A 16,154-nucleotide genomic window follows, 5' to 3' on the forward strand; every position below is an offset into this window, starting at 1 on the left:
GCTGTGGGGGCCGGCGAAGTTGTTTAATGGCGGCTTTTGATATTAGTGGCTGACGGCTTTCAAGCCGATGATGCAACCAACCAATCCGAGAATGAAGACCATCTTCAGTACGCTGAAGGCTTCCTGTCCGGTGGCCATCGAGTAAATGACGGCAAGCGAGGCTCCGATGCCTACCCAGATGGCATATGCAGTGCCGACGGGGATTTCCTTCATGGCGTAGGCCAGTCCACCCATGGACACAACCAGCGCCGCGAAGAAGACGATGGTCGGAACGAGTTTGGAGAACCCCTCGCTCATGCCAAGAGCGATGGCCCATACCGCTTCGAATAGTCCGGAAACGATCAAAATTACCCAATGCATGCCAGATACTTTCTGGCCGTCTTGTCGCGCTCCGGGTACGGCTCCCTCGTCCGGGTCCAAGCAATGATTGCTGGTGACCACCTCAGGCTAGCAAATGCAGGCCTTGCTGTCTCGCGGCTGTGACCAAAATGCCACCTATCCTCGCGAGGATCTGCGAGTCCACAGCCCAGCGCTGAAAATACAGTGGCACATCGATAAACCATTGCTCGTTGAGTACCTGCAGCCCGCTGGCTTTCTGCAGCTGCGTTTCTGGAACCATCCCCCACCCCATCCCCGCTTCTATGGCCGCAACGAACTGCATGGAATCTGGAACATGGTGGACTTGGCCTTCCGGTCGCGCTTTAGCCCCGGCAACCCGCTGGAGCATCTCATGCTGCAGGGGATCCTCACGATCGAAGACCACCATCGGAGTGCGAATGAGCTCTTCCACGGCCCCAGTAGGTACATGGCGTTCGACCACCGAAGCTGGCGCTGCTGCGCGATAGCGCAGTGCACCCAGTTTGTCACTGATGCATCCCTGGATATTCTCCTCCGCATTGGTGACCACAGCGCTGACGCGACCGGTTCGAAGTAGCTCCAGTCCCCTGTTTTCATCGGTACGCACTATTTCACAGGAGAGGTCTTCGAACTTCGCGAGCTCGTAGAATACCGGACCGAACCAAGTGGAGAGCGAATCCGCGTTGACTCCAATGGCGATCGGGACCAGTTTTTCGGAGGCTATCTCTTTGGAGAACTCTGCACTGAGCAATGTCATCTGTCGCGCATAGCGCAGAACTTTCAGTCCATGCTCGGTAGGCCTAACCGGGCGACTGCGGACGAGCAGGACTGCGCCCAGGCGGTTCTCCAAGGCCTTGATGCGCTGGCTGACGGCCGAAGCGGTCACTCCCAGATCAATCGAGGCATCGTCGAAGCTTCCCGCATCAACTACCGCAAGCAGGGTTTCGAGGTGTTCCACATCCATGTTCACATTAGGAACTCTAATCTAGAATCAGAAGCTTAAGTTCGACGCAGATCAGCTAATCTCTTACAGTTTCTACATGCTCTCTGGATCCTTGTTCTTCGGCTTTACCACTGGCCTGTCCCTCATCGTCGCCATCGGTGCGCAAAATGCGTTTGTGCTGCGCCAGGGAATCAGGAAAGAGCATGTTTTCATCACCGCTTTGGTGTGCTCATTATCAGATGCGATCCTGATTGCCGCCGGAGCCAGCGGCATGGGAGCGCTTGTCGACCGAGCGCCCTGGATATTGGTGATTGCGCGAATAGGCGGTTTCATCTTCCTGGCAAGCTACGCGATTTTCGCTTTCCGCCGAGCACTGAAGCCCGAGGCGCTGAAAGTCTCAGGGCTCCCCGGTGCAACAACAGCCGTCTCGATCATCGGAACGACGTTGGCCCTCACCTGGCTGAATCCACATGTCTATATCGACACGGTACTGCTTCTTGGTTCAATTGCTACTTCCCAAGCCGCAGGCGCACCCTATTTCGCCACTGGTGCGATCATTGCCAGCTTCACTTGGTTCTTCGCACTTGCCTACGCCGCACGTTTCCTTGCCCCGCTCTTTGCCAACCCCAAGGCGTGGCAGGTACTTGATGTACTTATCGGAATCGTCATGCTCATCTTTGCCATCATGTTGATCCTGCCAGTTCTCACCAAGTAATCCACAGGCAAACACTCTTATCCACAGTGACTGTGAACAACTTTTATAAACAGTTGTTCACAAAGTTATCCACAGCTGGGGAGAACTTGGGTAGAGTTCACAATTTTTCGGATAAAGTACAGGTCAACGGGGATATTGGAAACTGAAATGACATGCTTGTAAGTTATTAACACTGTGGATTCCGGCTGTGGATAAGGCGTGATTCCGCTTATTGAACCGTGATTCTCATGATTCGTTTAAACTTTCGAACCCGAAGTTATTAACAGTCGGTGGATTCGTATATGCACTATCTACAGGGGTTGTTAAAAAGTTATCCACAACTGGGGACAAGGTTGTGAGTATTGGGTACTCCAAGGCGAATATCCCTGATATCACGGGGTCTTGGGGCTGTTAATAACCACTAGGCCTCGAGAGTTACACGCTTGTAAGTTATTAACAGTGTGGATAAGCAGTGTGGATAACTGCATTGCTTCTTTTCGAACTATCCCAAGGGCCACTTCACTGCTTCCGTGGAGAGGTAAAGGGCTGCCAGCAACGCAATCGACAAGGCCGTGAGTAAAAGTATCTGGGTACGCGCACGCTGTGGATTACTTCGCGGGATCAGCACAATGCAGCAGGCTGCGAGGATACCCAATATCGCTCCGCCAAGATGCCCCTGCCACGAAATACTGGGAATAACGAAGCCGAGAACGACATTCAGCGCCAGGATAATTCCCATGGAGCGAAGTGCCTGCTTGTTGGAACGGAACACTACGAAAGTTGCGAGGAACAAGCCTGCCAGTGCGCCCGAAGCGCCGAGCGTGGCGCTGATCGGGTTGCTCAGCAGGAGAACGCCCAGTGAACCGCCAAAAGCGCTGAGCAGGTATAGCCAGGTGAAGCGCAGCCGTCCCATCCTTGGTTCGAGCATGGTGCCGAAGATGTAGACGCCGTACATGTTCATGGCAAGGTGCAAGAAGGAGCTCGTGGAGTGGGCAAAGGCGCTGGTGATCAGGCGCCATGGCTCATAGGCGGCCAGAGCCGGCGCAAGTACAAGCTGATTGGTGAATCCAGGGATGATCCACTGCAGCAGATACACCAGCACGTTCAGGCCGATGAAAGTGTAGGTGATAACAGGAGCACCGGATCGAGCCCGGCCACCGAATTGGGTCTTCTGCCGCGGCAGGTTCTTATTGGCTTGCGCGACGCAGTCTACGCATTGCACACCTACAGGCGCAGAGACCTGGCACTGCGGGCAGACCGGACGTCCGCACCGGTGGCATGAAACATAGGACACCGTCTGCGGGTGTCGATAGCACGTCGGAGTTGCTTGGCCCTCTGGGAAAACCTGTCCAAAGGACATCAGTACCTGCCTTGAGTTGGGGGAGAAGGATTAAATACTCGAGGCCCCGACAATGCCGCTAGGGAATCGTCGGAGCCTCGGGTTGGTGCGCCTGTGTTGTTACAGGGTCTCGATGTCGACCGAGTTGATAACGACGTCTTCCAGTGGCTTGTCACGGCCATCGGTAGCAACGGCGTTCAGCGCGTCAACGATCTTGCGCGAGTCAGCGTCAAGGACTTCACCGAAGATGGTGTGCTTGCCCTGCAGCCAGGTGGTAGGAACGGTGGTGATGAAGAACTGCGAACCGTTGGTTCCACGGCCCATGCGGATGCCCGCGTTGGCCATGGCCAGCTTGTAAGGCTCGTTGAAGTTCAGTTCTGGGTGGATCTCATCATCGAACTGGTAGCCTGGGCCGCCGAAGCCCTGGCCCAGTGGGTCGCCACCCTGAATCATGAAATCAGAAATGATGCGGTGGAAGATGGTTCCGCTGTACAGCGGGGTGTTGGTCTTCTTGTCACCGGATTCTGGGTGTACCCACTCCTGCTCACCGGTCGAGAGGCCAACGAAGTTCTTTACGGTCTTTGGTGCGTGGTTGCCGAAGAGATCGACAACGATATCGCCCAAAGTAGTGTGAATCGTGGCTTTATGAGTTGCGTTTGCGGTCATGCCTTCATTCTTCCATGATCTATGCTCGACCCGCTAAATACTGACGTACGCGTTGAGAGAAAATTTGGACCATTCTTAGGTTGCTTGTCCGATACTGCTGGCCACTGGGCATAGAACTGCCTAGTCTTGAACTGTCGGTTAGCGTGAATTTTTTCGGATCGGGAGCAATGCATGAGCAAGAAGAGCAAAGCAGGAAAAGTACTAGCCGTTGGCTTGATTGCGGGACTTGTCGCAGTGCTGGTAGCCGTGTGGAAGGCCTCGAAACCAATTGAGGATCCATGGGAAAACGAACCACTTCCTGCACAACCGCACGAGCCTGTTGAATCGCGTGAAGCCAGCGTGGAAGAAATCCGCGAAATCCTCGAAGATGACAAATAAAGCCGTCTAGGCTGCTTTTGGTTGGGCTTGCCCTCGAATCACGAGGGCAAGCCCAACAAGTATCACGGCCAACCCGGCATAGGTAGCGATAGGAACTACCTGCCCCAAGAACATTGCCGCTAGGATTGCCGCGCCAGGAATCTCGAGCAGAATCAGCGTCGAGACCGTGAGCGGACCGAGCACGCTGAGCAAATGATTCATGGCGGTATGGCCAAAGATCTGCGCGCAAAGCGTCAGCAGAATGATCGCCATCCATCCTCGGGCGTCGAAACCCCAAATCGGCGTTCCAGTCAGGAAACACAGGATTAGCAGCACTGCGGCGGTAATGGCATAGCAGCTCGAGGCATACGTTGTAGTTCCCAAGGTCCTGCGAGCCACGGATCCGGCCAGCGTGTACACAGCGGCCAAGACGCCACCGGCTAGTGCCAAGAGGTCGCCAATGATGGCATCACGTCCCAGCCCCATGTCGAATCCCGTGATGATGATTGCACCAAGCAGCGCAATGCCCATGCCAAGGAAAACCTGCGTTCGATATTTGGTTCCGCGAAGAACCTGGTAAATCGCGATCCAGACACCTTGGATGCACACCAGTGCCGTTCCAGCAGCCACGCTGGTTAGTCGCATCGAATACATGAAGCACACGAAATGCAGTGCGAGAGCTACACCTGCTACCCCGGTGAAGAACCATTCTCGCCCGGTCATCTGCAGATAAGCTTTGGAGTTCTTTCGCAGTGCCGGTGCGCTGAGCGCGGCCGCCGCAGCTCCATTGCGCCAAAAGGCCATGGAGAGAACCGGGACACCAGGGAAGGCGGCAATAATGGGGCCAGATGCCGAAATCCCGAGAATTCCGACCAAGGCAAGCAAGATGGTCACCAACCAAGATTACAGTTTCCCAGCGCATGGGCTTCATTCGAACTTGGAACGTGCCGGATCCGGCGAATACTTGGACAGATCAAGATATTCTTATGACGGAATACTTTTATCCGCGCCCGCCCTCTCGAGCTATTTAGCGTCTTTTCTCCGCCAATAAGCTGCGATCAATGCGCCGGACAAGTTATGCCAAACAGAGAATACGGCACCTGGCAGAGCGGCTTCAGGCGAGAAGTATTGCTTCGCTAGCCCACCGGCGAGGCCTGAATTCTGCATCCCGACTTCGATGGCGATTGTTCGCCGGGAAGCTTCGGGAACGCGCAACAGGACACCCATTGCATACCCCAAAGCCAGGCCCAGGGCATTATGCAAAATGACCGCAACCAGGACCAGCAGGCCAGCAGTCAAAATCGTCTGTGCACTGCCCGCGACGATGACCGTCACCACGAAGGTGATGGCTAGTACCGACAGCCATGGCAGCACACCACCGATCTTCGCCACGAACTGGTTGAACAGCATGCGCAGGACGATGCCTAGGACCACAGGGATCAGTACGATCTTGATGACGCTGACGGCCATGGATCCAGCATCGACTGGCATGTACTGGCCAGCCAGCCACAAGGCCAGCGCCGGGGTCAGCAGCGGTGCGAGCAAGGTCGACACGGAAGTCATGGCAACGGACAGGGCGACGTTGCCTCGAGCCAGGTAGGAAACCACATTCGATGCCGTGCCTCCTGGTGCGCAGCCAACCAGGATCAGGCCGGCGGCCAAGGCAGGTTCAAGCTGCAGCAGCGTGGCGACCAGCCAGCCCATGGATGGCATCAGGATGAACTGCGCTGCGACACCGCCGAGCACCGGCAACGGGTTCTTGAACACCAGGGCGAAGTTTGGCAAGGTCAGCGTCAGCCCCATGCAGAACATGATCACCATCAGCAGGGGATTTATCCATCCGGAAAACCCCACGAACGCTTGGGGAACGAGCATTCCGCACAGTCCGCCCAGCAAAATCAGCACAGGGAAGAGCAGTACCGCGATGCGGGAGTCTTTTTCGTTCTTGTTGGCATTTGCCGCCGCGGCGGAAGGGCTGGACTGTTCATAGGGCACCTAGGTATTTTGCCACTAAAGAGTTGCGGCCACAACGAGACAACTGAAGTTAATCCACTACCCTTGTCATATTCACTTGCGTGTAATTGACGAAAAGCATGCTGAAGATGTGAAGGTAGCAATCGTCGCTGAATCGTTCCTTCCCCATTTCAATGGGGTCACCAACTCAATCCTCAAGACGCTGGATCACCTCAGGCAGACTGGCCAGGAGGCCGTGGTCATTACCCCTGCAGGCTCGCTGGCAGGGGAGCTGTCGGGCCATGGCGTGCCAAAGCTCTATCAGGGCTTCAAGATCCTCACAGTTCCGTCGATGCCTTTGGCAAGCTATCCCGAGGTTCGGGTCGCTACCACCAGTGTGGCGCGCCTGCGCAAGATGCTGGCTCGAGAGCGCGTCGACGTAGTTCATCTGGCTAGCCCGTTCATCCTTGGATGGCAGGCTCTGCGCGCTGCACAGGAACTCGAATTGCCCACCGTGGCGCTGTATCAGACCGAGGTTCCCAGCTACGCGGCACGCTACAAAATGCCGTGGCTGACGCAGAGGCTCTGGGAGCACGTCAGAGCGATCCACACGGGTGCGGACCTCACTCTGGTTCCAAGCACGTTTTCCTACCACCAGCTCGAATCTCTGGGCGTTCCGCGGCTTGCCATTTCAGGCAGGGGAGTAGATACAGCGCAGTTCACGCCAAGACGGCGAAGCGAGCAGTTCAGGCAGGCGGTTGCCCCGAATGACGAGGTAGTCATTGGCTACGTCGGCCGGCTGGCAGCAGAGAAGCAGGTCGCGGACCTGCAGGCCCTGGCGAGTCTTGAGAATACTCGGCTGGTGATCGTCGGTTCCGGCCCACTCGAGGACGAACTGCGCAGCCTTTTGCCCAACGCCCACTTCACCGGTTTCCTTTCCGGGGAACGCTTGGCCGAGGTCATGGCTTCGATGGACATCTTTGTGCATCCTGGCGCCTCAGAGACCTTTTGCCAGACCATTCAGGAAGCCATGGCCTGTGGTGTGCCTGTCGTGGCCGTAGGCCGTGGGGGACCGCTGGATCTGGTGGATTCCTCGCGCACGGGCTGGCTCTATCAGCCAGGAAACCTTAGTGAGCTGCGCAGTCGGGTCAGCGACTTGGCCTATGACGATGCGAAACGGCTGGCTTTTGCCAGCGCTGCGCTTAGCAGTGTCCAGGATCGGTCCTGGCACAGCATTGGCGAGCAGCTTATTGGACACTATGAGCATGTCCGGATGGCCCGGATCCGGCACTAGCGAAATAGAATTTTCTTCTGGATACGCAAAAGGCGGAAAGTTTTCACTTTCCGCCTTTTGGCAAATGTGGAGCCTAGGAGAATCGAACTCCTGACATTCTGCTTGCAAAGCAGACGCTCTACCAACTGAGCTAAGGCCCCGTATTCAATTTTGAAGTTTCCACTCCAAGACCAATCCAACCGGATCAATCAAAAAGAATTAGCGGAAAGTTTTCACTTTCCGCCACTTTCTTTTGTGGAGCCTAGGAGAATCGAACTCCTGACATTCTGCTTGCAAAGCAGACGCTCTACCAACTGAGCTAAGGCCCCGTATTCAATTTTGAAGTTTCCACTCCAAGACCAATCCAACCGGATCAATCAAAAAGAATTAGCGGAAAGTTTTCACTTTCCGCCACTTTCTTTTGTGGAGCCTAGGAGAATCGAACTCCTGACATTCTGCTTGCAAAGCAGACGCTCTACCAACTGAGCTAAGGCCCCGTATTCAATTTTGAAGTTTCCACTCCAAGACCAATCCAACCGGATCAATCAAAAAGAATTAGCGGAAAGTTTTCACTTTCCGCCACTTTCTTTTGTGGAGCCTAGGAGAATCGAACTCCTGACATTCTGCTTGCAAAGCAGACGCTCTACCAACTGAGCTAAGGCCCCGTATTCAATTTTGAAGTTTCCACTCCAAGACCAATCCAACCGGATCAATCAAAAAGAATTAGCGGAAAGTTTTCACTTTCCGCCACTTTCTTTTGTGGAGCCTAGGAGAATCGAACTCCTGACATTCTGCTTGCAAAGCAGACGCTCTACCAACTGAGCTAAGGCCCCAAAAGCTTTAGGAAACTTTATCGGCTACCTGATGCCAGGTTTCCTTCGTTTCCGACGAAGCCTTCGCTTTCTTGACCAAGACTACTGCAGCAGCCGCGATCGATGCGAGAACCAGGAACTTTTTCATTACTCCCTCTTTCTCTCCAGCAAGGTTTCCGTGGGCGTACCAAGACTTGAACTTGGGACCTCTTCGTTATCAGCGAAGCGCTCTAACCGCCTGAGCTATACGCCCTTGCTTTTGTTTTTGTTCCCTTCGGAACGAAATAAAACTTTACCGGTGTTCTCCCAAAGATACAAATCGAGCCCGGGTGTCATGCATCACAGCATGAATCCCGGGCTCGACTTGGGGTGTTCCTAGTCGTCGGTGAGGGTCACTCCGGCTCCGCCGACCAGTGAAGCAGCAATGTTGTACAGCACCGCGCCAAGCATGGAGACCACGGAAATTACCACTACGTTCACCACTGCGATGATCGTCGCGTAGGAAGCCACCTGGCCCAGCGACATGGTGTCGCGCAGGTCGAAGTTGCCGTCGGCGCCAATGGCCTCGCGCATCAGCTGGTTGAACGCATCAAAGGTTCCGGTCAGATCCAAGACAGCCCAGATGCCCACGGCGGCAACCACGGTGATCACACCGAAAGCTACCGAGAGCAGGAAGGCCAGCTTCAGAACCGAGAAGGGCTCCACCTTGGAAACCAGCAGGCGGGCCTTGCGGACCTTCGCCTTGGGCGCTGGACGAACCAGGCGATCCTGGCCATTGGCCGGACGCTGCTGGCTGGTTGGGCGCTGCGGCGCTCCTGTCGGGCGCTGGCCCGCTGGACGTGCCTGGCCTGCTGCTGGTCGTGCGCCGGCGCTAGCCGGACGGGCGCCAGTACCGGTCGGAGCTGGACGCTTTACCTGGGTAGGTCGCGGCGCTGCGCTCTTCGGGGCACCGCCGCTGGGGCGTGGCGTCGAGGGCGTGCTCATGCGTTACCTCCGTTAGTGTTGTCATCATTTTCCGCGCCGGATTCGTTTTCTGGCACAGCCGATGACTCATCGATCGTGTTTTCTGCGTCCAACGTTACGGCATCTTCCTCCAAGTTCTCTTCGAGCTCAGTCTCAGAGTTCTTGGCAACCGCAAGGATCCGGTCCTTCTTGTCCGGCTTGGCGAAGATGACGCCCATCGTGTCGCGGCCCTTGGAAGGAACCTGCGAAACGGCCGAGCGGACCACCTTGCCCGAGCCCATCACCACCAAGACCTCATCGGTCTCGTCGACGATCAGCGCGCCAACCAGCTCACCGCGTTCCTCGTTGAGCTTGGCCACCTTAATGCCCAAACCACCGCGGGATTGCACACGGTATTCCTCGACGGTGGTGCGCTTGGCGTAGCCCTCGTTGGTCACGGTGAAGACGTAGGAGCCTTCGCGGACCACGTCGGCTGCCAGCAGTTCATCGTCTTCGCGGAACTTCATACCGGTCACGCCCGAGGTTGCACGGCCCATGGGGCGCAGCGCGGTATCGGTGGCGGTGAAGCGGACCGACTGGCCCTTGCGTGAGACGAGCATCACGTCATCGGATTCGCTGACCAGCTGCGCGGAGACCAGTTCATCGTCCTCGCGCAGGTTGATCGCGATCACGCCGGCGGTGCGGTTGGTGTCGTAATCCTCCAGGCGGGTCTTCTTGACCAAGCCGTTGCGGGTAGCCAGCATCAGGTAGGCCGCATCCTGGTAGGTGCGCAGGTCCAGCACCTGGGCAATGTGCTCGTCCGGCTGGAAGGCCATCACGTTGGCTACGTGCTGGCCCTTGGCATCGCGGCCGGCCTCGGCCAGCTCGTAGCACTTGGTGCGGTAAACCCGGCCGTGGTTGGTGAAGAACAGCAGCCAGTTGTGGGTCGAGGTGACGAAGAAGTGCTCCACCACGTCGTCCCCGCGCAGGTTCGCGCCCTTGATGCCCTTGCCGCCACGTGCCTGCGAACGGTAGTTGTCGATGCGGGTGCGCTTGACGTAGCCGCCGCGGGTGATGGTGACGACCATTTCCTCTTCGGGAATCAGGTCTTCGACGCTCATGTCGCCGTCGTAGCCCATCAGCACCTTGGTACGGCGCTCGTCCCCGTGCTTGTCGACGATTTCCTGCAGTTCTTCGGAGACGATCTGGCGCTGGCGTGCCGGATCGGCGATGATCGCCTGGAATTCGGCGATCATGCGCTCGAGCTCGGCATGGCGATCCTGGATCTTCTGGCGCTCGAGGGCGGCCAGGCGGCGCAGCTGCATGTCGAGGATGGCGCGGGACTGCGCCTCGTCGATGTCCAGCAGCTCCATCAGCCCGTCGCGCGCCGCCTCGGTGGTAGCCGAGCGGCGAATCAGGGCGATGACCTCGTCCAGGGCATCCAGGGCCTTGAGCAGGCCGCGCAGGATGTGGGCTTCTTCCTCGGCCTTCTTCAGGCGGTATTCGGTACGGCGGACGATCACTTCGATCTGGTGGGTGACCCAGTGGCGGATGAATCCATCCAGCGGCAGGGTGCGCGGCACCCCGTCGACGATCGCGAGCATGTTGGCCGAGAAGTTGGACTGCAGCTCGGTGTGCTTGTACAGGTTGTTCAGCACTACCTTGGCCACGGCATCGCGCTTGAGCACGATGACCAGGCGCTGGCCGGTGCGGCCCGAGGTCTCGTCGCGCATGTCGGCGATGCCGGCGATCTTGCCGTCGCGGACCAGTTCGGCGATCTTCACCGCGAGGTTATCCGGGTTGGCCATGTACGGCAGTTCGGTGACCACCAGGCAGGTGCGTCCCTGGATTTCCTCCACGTTGACCACTGCGCGCATGGTGATCGAGCCGCGGCCGGTGCGGTAGGCATCGGCGATGCCCTTGGTGCCCAGGATCATGGCGCCGGATGGGAAGTCCGGGCCCTTCACGCGCAGCATCAGCTCGGCGAGCAGCTCCTCGCGCGAAACTTCCGGGTTCTTCAAGTACCACTGCACGCCCTCGGCGACTTCGCGCAGGTTGTGCGGCGGGATGTTGGTGGCCATGCCCACGGCGATGCCGGAGGAGCCGTTGACCAAAAGGTTGGGGAAACGCGCCGGAAGAACCGTTGGTTCCTGGTTCTTGCCGTCGTAGTTGTCCTGGAAATCAACGGTGTTCTCGTTGATGTCGCGGACCATTTCCATGGCCAGCGGGGCCATCTTGGTTTCGGTGTAACGCTGGGCGGCGGCGCCGTCGTTGCCCGGGGAGCCGAAGTTGCCCTGGCCCAGGGCCAGCGGGTAGCGCATGACCCAGTCCTGGATCAGGCGGACCAGCGCATCGTAGATCGCGGTGTCGCCGTGCGGGTGGTACTGGCCCATGACTTCGCCGACCACGCGGGCGCACTTGTTGTACGAGCGCTCAGGGCGGTAGCCGCCGTCGTACATTGCGTACAGCACGCGGCGGTGCACCGGCTTCAGGCCATCGCGCACATCCGGCAGCGCGCGGCCGACAATAACGGCCATGGCGTAGTCGAGGTACGAACGCTGCATTTCGGTCTGCAGGTCGATCTGGTCGATGCGACCGCCTTCTGGGACCGGCTCGATGATCTCGCCGTCCATTGGTGCGTTCTCAGGGGTTTGCTCGTCGCTCAATTTCTTCCCTTACAAGTCAAAAAAGTCTTCGGTGGATATCTGTGGTGGCGGCGGCCGGCTAGATATCCAGGAAGCGCACGTCCTTGGCGTTCTGCTGGATGAAGTTACGGCGGGACTCGACGTCCTCGCCCATCAGCACGGAGAACACCTCGTCCGCGGCGGCCGCGTCATCCATGGTGACCTGGCGCAGCGTACGGTGCTCCGGATCCATGGTGGTGTCCCACAGTTCCGAGTAGTCCATCTCGCCCAGGCCCTTGTAGCGCTGGATGCCGTTGTCCTTGGGCAGGCGCTTGTTGGCGGCCTGGCCGGCAAGCAGCTCCTGGTCGCGTTCCTTGTCGGTGAACACGTAGTCATGCGGCGCATTGGACCACTTGATGCGGTACAGCGGCGGGGCTGCCAGGTAGACGTAGCCGTGCTCGATCAGCGGGCGCATGAAGCGGAAGATCAAGGTCAGCAGCAGCGTGGTGATGTGCTGGCCGTCCACGTCGGCATCGGCCATCAGCACGATCTTGTGGTAGCGCAGCTTGGCCATGTCGAACTCTTCGCCGATGCCGGTGCCGAAGGCGGTGATCATCGCCTGCACTTCGGCATTGCCCAGCGCGCGGTCCAGGCGGGCACGTTCCACGTTCAGGATCTTGCCGCGCAGCGGCAGGATGGCCTGGGTGTGCGGGTCGCGTCCGCGCTTGGCGGAGCCGCCTGCGGAGTCGCCCTCCACGATGAACACTTCGCACTCGGCAGGGTTCTTCGAGGAGCAGTCCGAGAGCTTGCCCGGCATGCCGAAGGATTCCATCGGCGACTTGCGGCGGGCGTTGTCGCGGGCCTTGCGGGCGGCCATGCGGGCCTGCGAAGCCAGTTGGGCCTTGCGGATGATGTCGCGGGCCACGTTCGGGTTGCGCTCGAACCAGTCGCCCAGTTCCTCGTTGACCACGCCCTGGACGAAGCCTCGGGCCATCGAGTTGCCCAGCTTGGTCTTGGTCTGGCCCTCGAACTGGGGCTCGGAGAGCTTGACCGAAATCACGGCGGTCAACCCTTCGCGGGCGTCCTCGCCGGTGAGGTTGTCGTCCTTTTCGCGCAGGATCTTGTTATCGCGTGCGTAGCGGTTGAGCAGGCCGGTCAGGGCCGCGCGGAAGCCCTCTTCGTGGGTGCCGCCTTCATGGGTGTTGATGGTGTTCGCGTAGGTGTGCACGGATTCGGCGTAGGCGCTGGTCCACTGCATCGCGATTTCCAGGCTGATGCCGCGGGCAGCATCTTCGGATTCGAAGGCGATGACCTCGTCGTGGACCAGTTCGATCTTCTTGGCGGCGTTCAGGTGCTTGACGTAGTCCAGCAGGCCGTCCTTGTACAGGTAGTCCACCGTGCGCGGCTTGACTACCTGGTTCTCGATTTCCTCCTCGACCTCGGCCTCGGGCTCTTCGTTGTCCTGCACTCGCTCATCGGTGAGGGTGATGCGCAGGCCCTTGTTCAGGAAGGCCATCTGCTGGAAACGGGCGCGAAGCGTCTCGAAATCGAATTCGGTGGTCTCGAAGATTTCCGGATCCGGGTAGAAGGTCTGGCTGGTGCCGGTCAGCTCGGTTTCTTCGCCTTTGGTCAGCTCCTGGACGGTGTGGCCGCCGTTGCCGAAGCCGATGCGCCACGCATGGCCCTGGCGGCGCACGATGGTGTCGACCTTCTCGGACAGGGCGTTCACCACGGAGATGCCCACACCGTGCAGGCCGCCGGAGACCGCGTAGCCGCCGCCGCCGAACTTGCCGCCTGCGTGCAGGATGGTCATGACAACCTCTACGGTTGGCTTGCCCTCGGTTGGGTGGATGTCTACTGGGATGCCGCGGCCGTTATCTTCACAGCGCACGCCGCCATCGGCCTGCAGCGTGACGTTGATGGTGTCGCAGTAGCCAGCCAGCGCCTCATCGACGGAGTTGTCGACGACTTCGTAGACCAAGTGGTGCAGGCCTCGAGGGCCGGTGGAACCGATGTACATGCCCGGGCGTTTGCGTACCGCTTCGAGTCCTTCGAGGACGGTAATATCCTGGGCGCCGTAAGTGTGTTCGACTTTGGAAGTCATCGATTCCGCGGGGGCTTGGCTTTCAGCCGGTTCCTGCGGTGAAGCATTTTCGGTAGACACGGGTGCTACGAACTCCTCGGATTTGGCGCGCGATTGCCCGCTGCAATGGATTCAGCGCGTCAGGCAATCATGGTCTGGAGGGACACCGCCGCCGGGCAAGCCCGCAGCGGAGTCATTTCACTACCTCTAATTCTACCGCGTAGACCAAAATAAACGGTGACTTTGAGGCCTAAATCGCCCACCAAAAGCTGCTAATTGACGTTCTGAGGCAGTTGGGGCGATCAAGTGTGGGGGGATCCACCCTCCGGGTCCGTGAGTGCGCCATATGCCGTGCCAGCAATTTCTACCCGTATGTGTCGCGTGGACCCCGGCCGGCCACCGAACGCATGCCATGGCGCCAGGAGGGAGCATTAGGCCCGAGCACCTTGATCACGGTGACGATCCCGGGACCCAACTCGGCATCGAATTTCTTCAGAATATCGTGGCTGAGCAGGCGCATTTGCGCAGCTCTCGCTGTTGTATCGCAGCGCATCACCACCACCGTGTCTTCAAAGGATTCCGGCTTGCAGTGCTTCGCGTTCTCCACGCCAATGATGTCGGGCCAGCGGCCGAGTACCGATCCGACCGCGACCTGGGTGTTCCAGCCGCGGGACTTGGACAAGCGGGAGACTACTTCGCCGATGGCGCGCGGATCGCGGATCGCCCCCTCGGCGGATTCCGGCTTTTCAGCGGCGAATCCGCGGCGGGCGGCTTTTCGCTTGCGCACTTTGTCCATGCGCGCCGCATCTATGCGCTTCTCGCCACGTTCTTCGGCGAGCTTCCGCATGCGGTTGAGCAGTGCTTTGGCCGCATCGATCTCTGGATCGAAGCGGTGTTCATCCCGTTCTGATGGCTCATGCATCGACAACCTGGCCAGGGGAGACCTGGAAGAAATGTCCCTTCAGTGCTTCTGGAACATCTTCGACAACGGCGGCGGTCACCAGAACCTGCTCGGCTCCGGCAACGATATGCGCCAAACGATCACGACGGGTGGTGTCCAGTTCGGCAAAGACATCATCAAGGATCAGGATGGGTCCGGAACCTGGGCGCGGATCGTCATCGCCGAAAACACGGTAGGCGGCAAGGCGCAGGGCCAGGGCAAAGGACCAGGTTTCCCCGTGCGAGGCATAGCCCTTGGCAGGGGTCGGTCCCAGGATCAGGGTCAGATCGTCCCGGTGCGGTCCAAAGAGCGAAATTCCGCGGTCGACTTCCCGACTGCGATTAACTTCAATGGCGTTCAGCAGCAGTTCCTGGATTTCTTCTTGGTCCAAGGATTCAAGGTCCTCTGCCGGAAGGCTGTTTTCATCGAGTTCGCCCTCGAGCGAGGACCGGTAGACGGCGCGCGCTTCCTTCGCGCCATCGGCCAAATCCGCGTAGGCGGCCTGCATGTACGGGCGAATCAAGGCCAGGACGTCAAGGCGTCCGCGGATCAATCGAGCGCCCGTCAAGGCCAACTGCAGATCCCAGGCCTTGAGGGTGTTTTCCTGCGAGGTGCTCAGCTTGGACTTGCCGCGGATGGATTTGAGCAGGGCATTGCGTTGCTTCACGATGCGGTCGTAGTCGTTCTTGGTGCCGGCTTCTACCGGGCGCAGGGCTACCAGGAGCTCGTCCAAGAACTTGCGGCGGTTGGACGGGTCGCCCTTGATCAGCGCCATGTCCTCCGGGGCGAAGAGCACGGTGCGCACCATGCCCAGGATCTCCCGAGCGCGAACCGGGTTGGCCCGGTTGATGCGGGCACGATTGATCTTGCCACTGGTGATTTCGACCTCGATCACTGTGGTTTGCGGGCCGCGATGCACGGTGCCGCGGATCAGCGCGCGCTCAGAACCGAAATGCAGCAAAGGGGCGTCATTGCTCACGCGATGCGAAGAGAGATTGGCCAAATAGCCAACGGACTCAACGATATTGGTTTTGCCGACGCCGTTGGGGCCGATCAGAACGTTGATCCCAGGGGCCAGGTGCACGTCGGCCTGCGCATACGAGCGGAAGCCCGTGAGTGAAAGCTGCGAGATATACACCGAGGTCCTGACAGAAAGAAGGTGGTGGGTGGG

The 16,154-nt window shown here is 58.7% G+C and carries 15 protein-coding genes, 6 tRNA genes and 1 riboswitch; of the genes, 3 read left to right on the plus strand and 18 right to left on the minus strand.

Going from position 1 to position 16,154, the window contains the following annotated elements; all coding sequences use genetic code 11:
- Window positions 1–42: 42 nt before the first annotated feature.
- On the minus strand, window positions 43–360 hold the full coding sequence (locus ACNPM8_RS03435) for a DMT family transporter (protein WP_105658679.1): 318 nt from the start codon (window positions 358–360) through the stop codon (window positions 43–45).
- Window positions 361–371: 11 nt separating this feature from the next.
- A riboswitch (guanidine-III (ykkC-III) riboswitch) is annotated at window positions 372–437 on the minus strand.
- A 5-nt stretch (window positions 438–442) separates the two neighbouring features.
- A complete protein-coding gene (locus ACNPM8_RS03440) occupies window positions 443–1,321 on the minus strand; it encodes an ArgP/LysG family DNA-binding transcriptional regulator (protein WP_388024716.1) in 879 nt (292 codons plus the stop codon).
- Window positions 1,322–1,397: 76 nt separating this feature from the next.
- On the opposite strand from ACNPM8_RS03440, the gene ACNPM8_RS03445 reads away from it, so the two are divergent.
- Entirely contained in the window at window positions 1,398–2,015 is a 618-nt protein-coding gene (locus tag ACNPM8_RS03445; RefSeq protein ID WP_388024718.1) for a LysE/ArgO family amino acid transporter, read from the plus strand.
- Between the two features lie 481 nt (window positions 2,016–2,496).
- Here ACNPM8_RS03445 and ACNPM8_RS03450 read toward each other — a convergent pair whose 3' ends face one another.
- Both ACNPM8_RS03450 and ACNPM8_RS03455 read right to left on the minus strand, forming a co-directional pair.
- Entirely contained in the window at window positions 2,497–3,216 is a 720-nt protein-coding gene (locus ACNPM8_RS03450; protein WP_332594768.1) for a rhomboid family intramembrane serine protease, read from the minus strand.
- Between the two features lie 237 nt (window positions 3,217–3,453).
- Window positions 3,454–3,999, minus strand: a complete 546-nt coding sequence (locus ACNPM8_RS03455; protein WP_105658683.1) for a peptidylprolyl isomerase — start codon at window positions 3,997–3,999, stop codon at window positions 3,454–3,456.
- 171 nt (window positions 4,000–4,170) lie between these two features.
- Between ACNPM8_RS03455 and ACNPM8_RS03460 the strand changes: the two genes are divergently transcribed.
- The gene (locus ACNPM8_RS03460) at window positions 4,171–4,377 is read left to right on the plus strand and encodes a hypothetical protein (protein ID WP_105658684.1); all 207 of its coding nucleotides are present in this window, start codon (window positions 4,171–4,173) and stop codon (window positions 4,375–4,377) included.
- A 6-nt stretch (window positions 4,378–4,383) separates the two neighbouring features.
- Here ACNPM8_RS03460 and ACNPM8_RS03465 read toward each other — a convergent pair whose 3' ends face one another.
- Window positions 4,384–5,250 carry a DMT family transporter gene (locus ACNPM8_RS03465; RefSeq protein WP_105658702.1) on the minus strand — a complete coding sequence of 289 codons (867 nt, stop codon included), beginning with the start codon at window positions 5,248–5,250 and terminating at the stop codon, window positions 4,384–4,386.
- 129 nt (window positions 5,251–5,379) lie between these two features.
- A complete protein-coding gene (locus ACNPM8_RS03470; RefSeq protein WP_448939306.1) occupies window positions 5,380–6,351 on the minus strand; it encodes a bile acid:sodium symporter family protein in 972 nt (323 codons plus the stop codon).
- Window positions 6,352–6,460: 109 nt separating this feature from the next.
- Between ACNPM8_RS03470 and ACNPM8_RS03475 the strand changes: the two genes are divergently transcribed.
- Complete coding sequence (locus tag ACNPM8_RS03475; protein ID WP_332502889.1) at window positions 6,461–7,603, plus strand: glycosyltransferase family 4 protein; 1,143 nt, start codon at window positions 6,461–6,463, stop codon at window positions 7,601–7,603.
- Between the two features lie 67 nt (window positions 7,604–7,670).
- Here the strand turns inward: ACNPM8_RS03475 and ACNPM8_RS03480 are convergent.
- From ACNPM8_RS03480 to recF, 12 genes are all read right to left on the minus strand, one after another.
- Window positions 7,671–7,743: transfer RNA gene (locus ACNPM8_RS03480), tRNA-Ala, on the minus strand.
- A 95-nt stretch (window positions 7,744–7,838) separates the two neighbouring features.
- Window positions 7,839–7,911, minus strand: a tRNA-Ala gene (locus ACNPM8_RS03485).
- A 95-nt stretch (window positions 7,912–8,006) separates the two neighbouring features.
- Window positions 8,007–8,079 (minus strand) — tRNA-Ala (locus ACNPM8_RS03490).
- Between the two features lie 95 nt (window positions 8,080–8,174).
- Window positions 8,175–8,247: transfer RNA gene (locus ACNPM8_RS03495), tRNA-Ala, on the minus strand.
- A gap of 95 nt (window positions 8,248–8,342) precedes the next feature.
- Window positions 8,343–8,415 (minus strand) — tRNA-Ala (locus ACNPM8_RS03500).
- Between the two features lie 7 nt (window positions 8,416–8,422).
- A complete protein-coding gene (locus ACNPM8_RS03505; protein WP_219844366.1) occupies window positions 8,423–8,542 on the minus strand; it encodes a DLW-39 family protein in 120 nt (39 codons plus the stop codon).
- Window positions 8,543–8,573: 31 nt separating this feature from the next.
- Window positions 8,574–8,647: transfer RNA gene (locus ACNPM8_RS03510), tRNA-Ile, on the minus strand.
- 122 nt (window positions 8,648–8,769) lie between these two features.
- Window positions 8,770–9,378: a DUF3566 domain-containing protein gene (locus ACNPM8_RS03515; RefSeq protein WP_105658687.1), complete on the minus strand. Its 609-nt coding sequence runs from the start codon at window positions 9,376–9,378 to the stop codon at window positions 8,770–8,772.
- Complete coding sequence (gene gyrA / locus ACNPM8_RS03520; RefSeq protein WP_105658688.1) at window positions 9,375–12,002, minus strand: DNA gyrase subunit A; 2,628 nt, start codon at window positions 12,000–12,002, stop codon at window positions 9,375–9,377. Before gyrA ends, ACNPM8_RS03515 begins: the two co-directional genes overlap by 4 nt.
- Before the next feature lie 58 nt (window positions 12,003–12,060).
- The gene (gene gyrB, locus ACNPM8_RS03525; RefSeq protein ID WP_219844139.1) at window positions 12,061–14,064 is read right to left on the minus strand and encodes a DNA topoisomerase (ATP-hydrolyzing) subunit B; all 2,004 of its coding nucleotides are present in this window, start codon (window positions 14,062–14,064) and stop codon (window positions 12,061–12,063) included.
- Between the two features lie 343 nt (window positions 14,065–14,407).
- Window positions 14,408–14,965 (minus strand): DUF721 domain-containing protein, encoded by a 558-nt coding sequence (locus ACNPM8_RS03530; RefSeq protein WP_105658690.1) that lies wholly within the window; start codon window positions 14,963–14,965, stop codon window positions 14,408–14,410.
- Window positions 14,958–16,121 (minus strand): DNA replication/repair protein RecF, encoded by a 1,164-nt coding sequence (gene recF, locus ACNPM8_RS03535; protein WP_105658691.1) that lies wholly within the window; start codon window positions 16,119–16,121, stop codon window positions 14,958–14,960. The genes ACNPM8_RS03530 and recF overlap by 8 nt, the downstream gene beginning before the upstream one ends.
- Window positions 16,122–16,154: the final 33 nt, after the last annotated feature.

This window comes from Glutamicibacter sp. AGC46 (assembly GCF_053543715.1).

What these genes read in the sequence shown, in the direction of transcription:
- ACNPM8_RS03445 (WP_388024718.1), top strand. Translation starts at nt 1,398, where the DNA reads ATGCTCTCTGGATCCTTGTTCTTCGGCTTTACCACTGGCCTGTCCCTC.
- ACNPM8_RS03515 (WP_105658687.1), bottom strand. Translation starts at nt 9,378, where the DNA reads ATGAGCACGCCCTCGACGCCACGCCCCAGCGGCGGTGCCCCGAAGAGC.
- ACNPM8_RS03505 (WP_219844366.1), bottom strand. Translation starts at nt 8,542, where the DNA reads ATGAAAAAGTTCCTGGTTCTCGCATCGATCGCGGCTGCTGCAGTAGTC.
- ACNPM8_RS03440 (WP_388024716.1), bottom strand. Translation starts at nt 1,321, where the DNA reads ATGGATGTGGAACACCTCGAAACCCTGCTTGCGGTAGTTGATGCGGGA.
- ACNPM8_RS03530 (WP_105658690.1), bottom strand. Translation starts at nt 14,965, where the DNA reads ATGCATGAGCCATCAGAACGGGATGAACACCGCTTCGATCCAGAGATC.
- ACNPM8_RS03460 (WP_105658684.1), top strand. Translation starts at nt 4,171, where the DNA reads ATGAGCAAGAAGAGCAAAGCAGGAAAAGTACTAGCCGTTGGCTTGATT.
- gyrB (WP_219844139.1), bottom strand. Translation starts at nt 14,064, where the DNA reads ATGACTTCCAAAGTCGAACACACTTACGGCGCCCAGGATATTACCGTC.
- ACNPM8_RS03455 (WP_105658683.1), bottom strand. Translation starts at nt 3,999, where the DNA reads ATGACCGCAAACGCAACTCATAAAGCCACGATTCACACTACTTTGGGC.
- ACNPM8_RS03435 (WP_105658679.1), bottom strand. Translation starts at nt 360, where the DNA reads ATGCATTGGGTAATTTTGATCGTTTCCGGACTATTCGAAGCGGTATGG.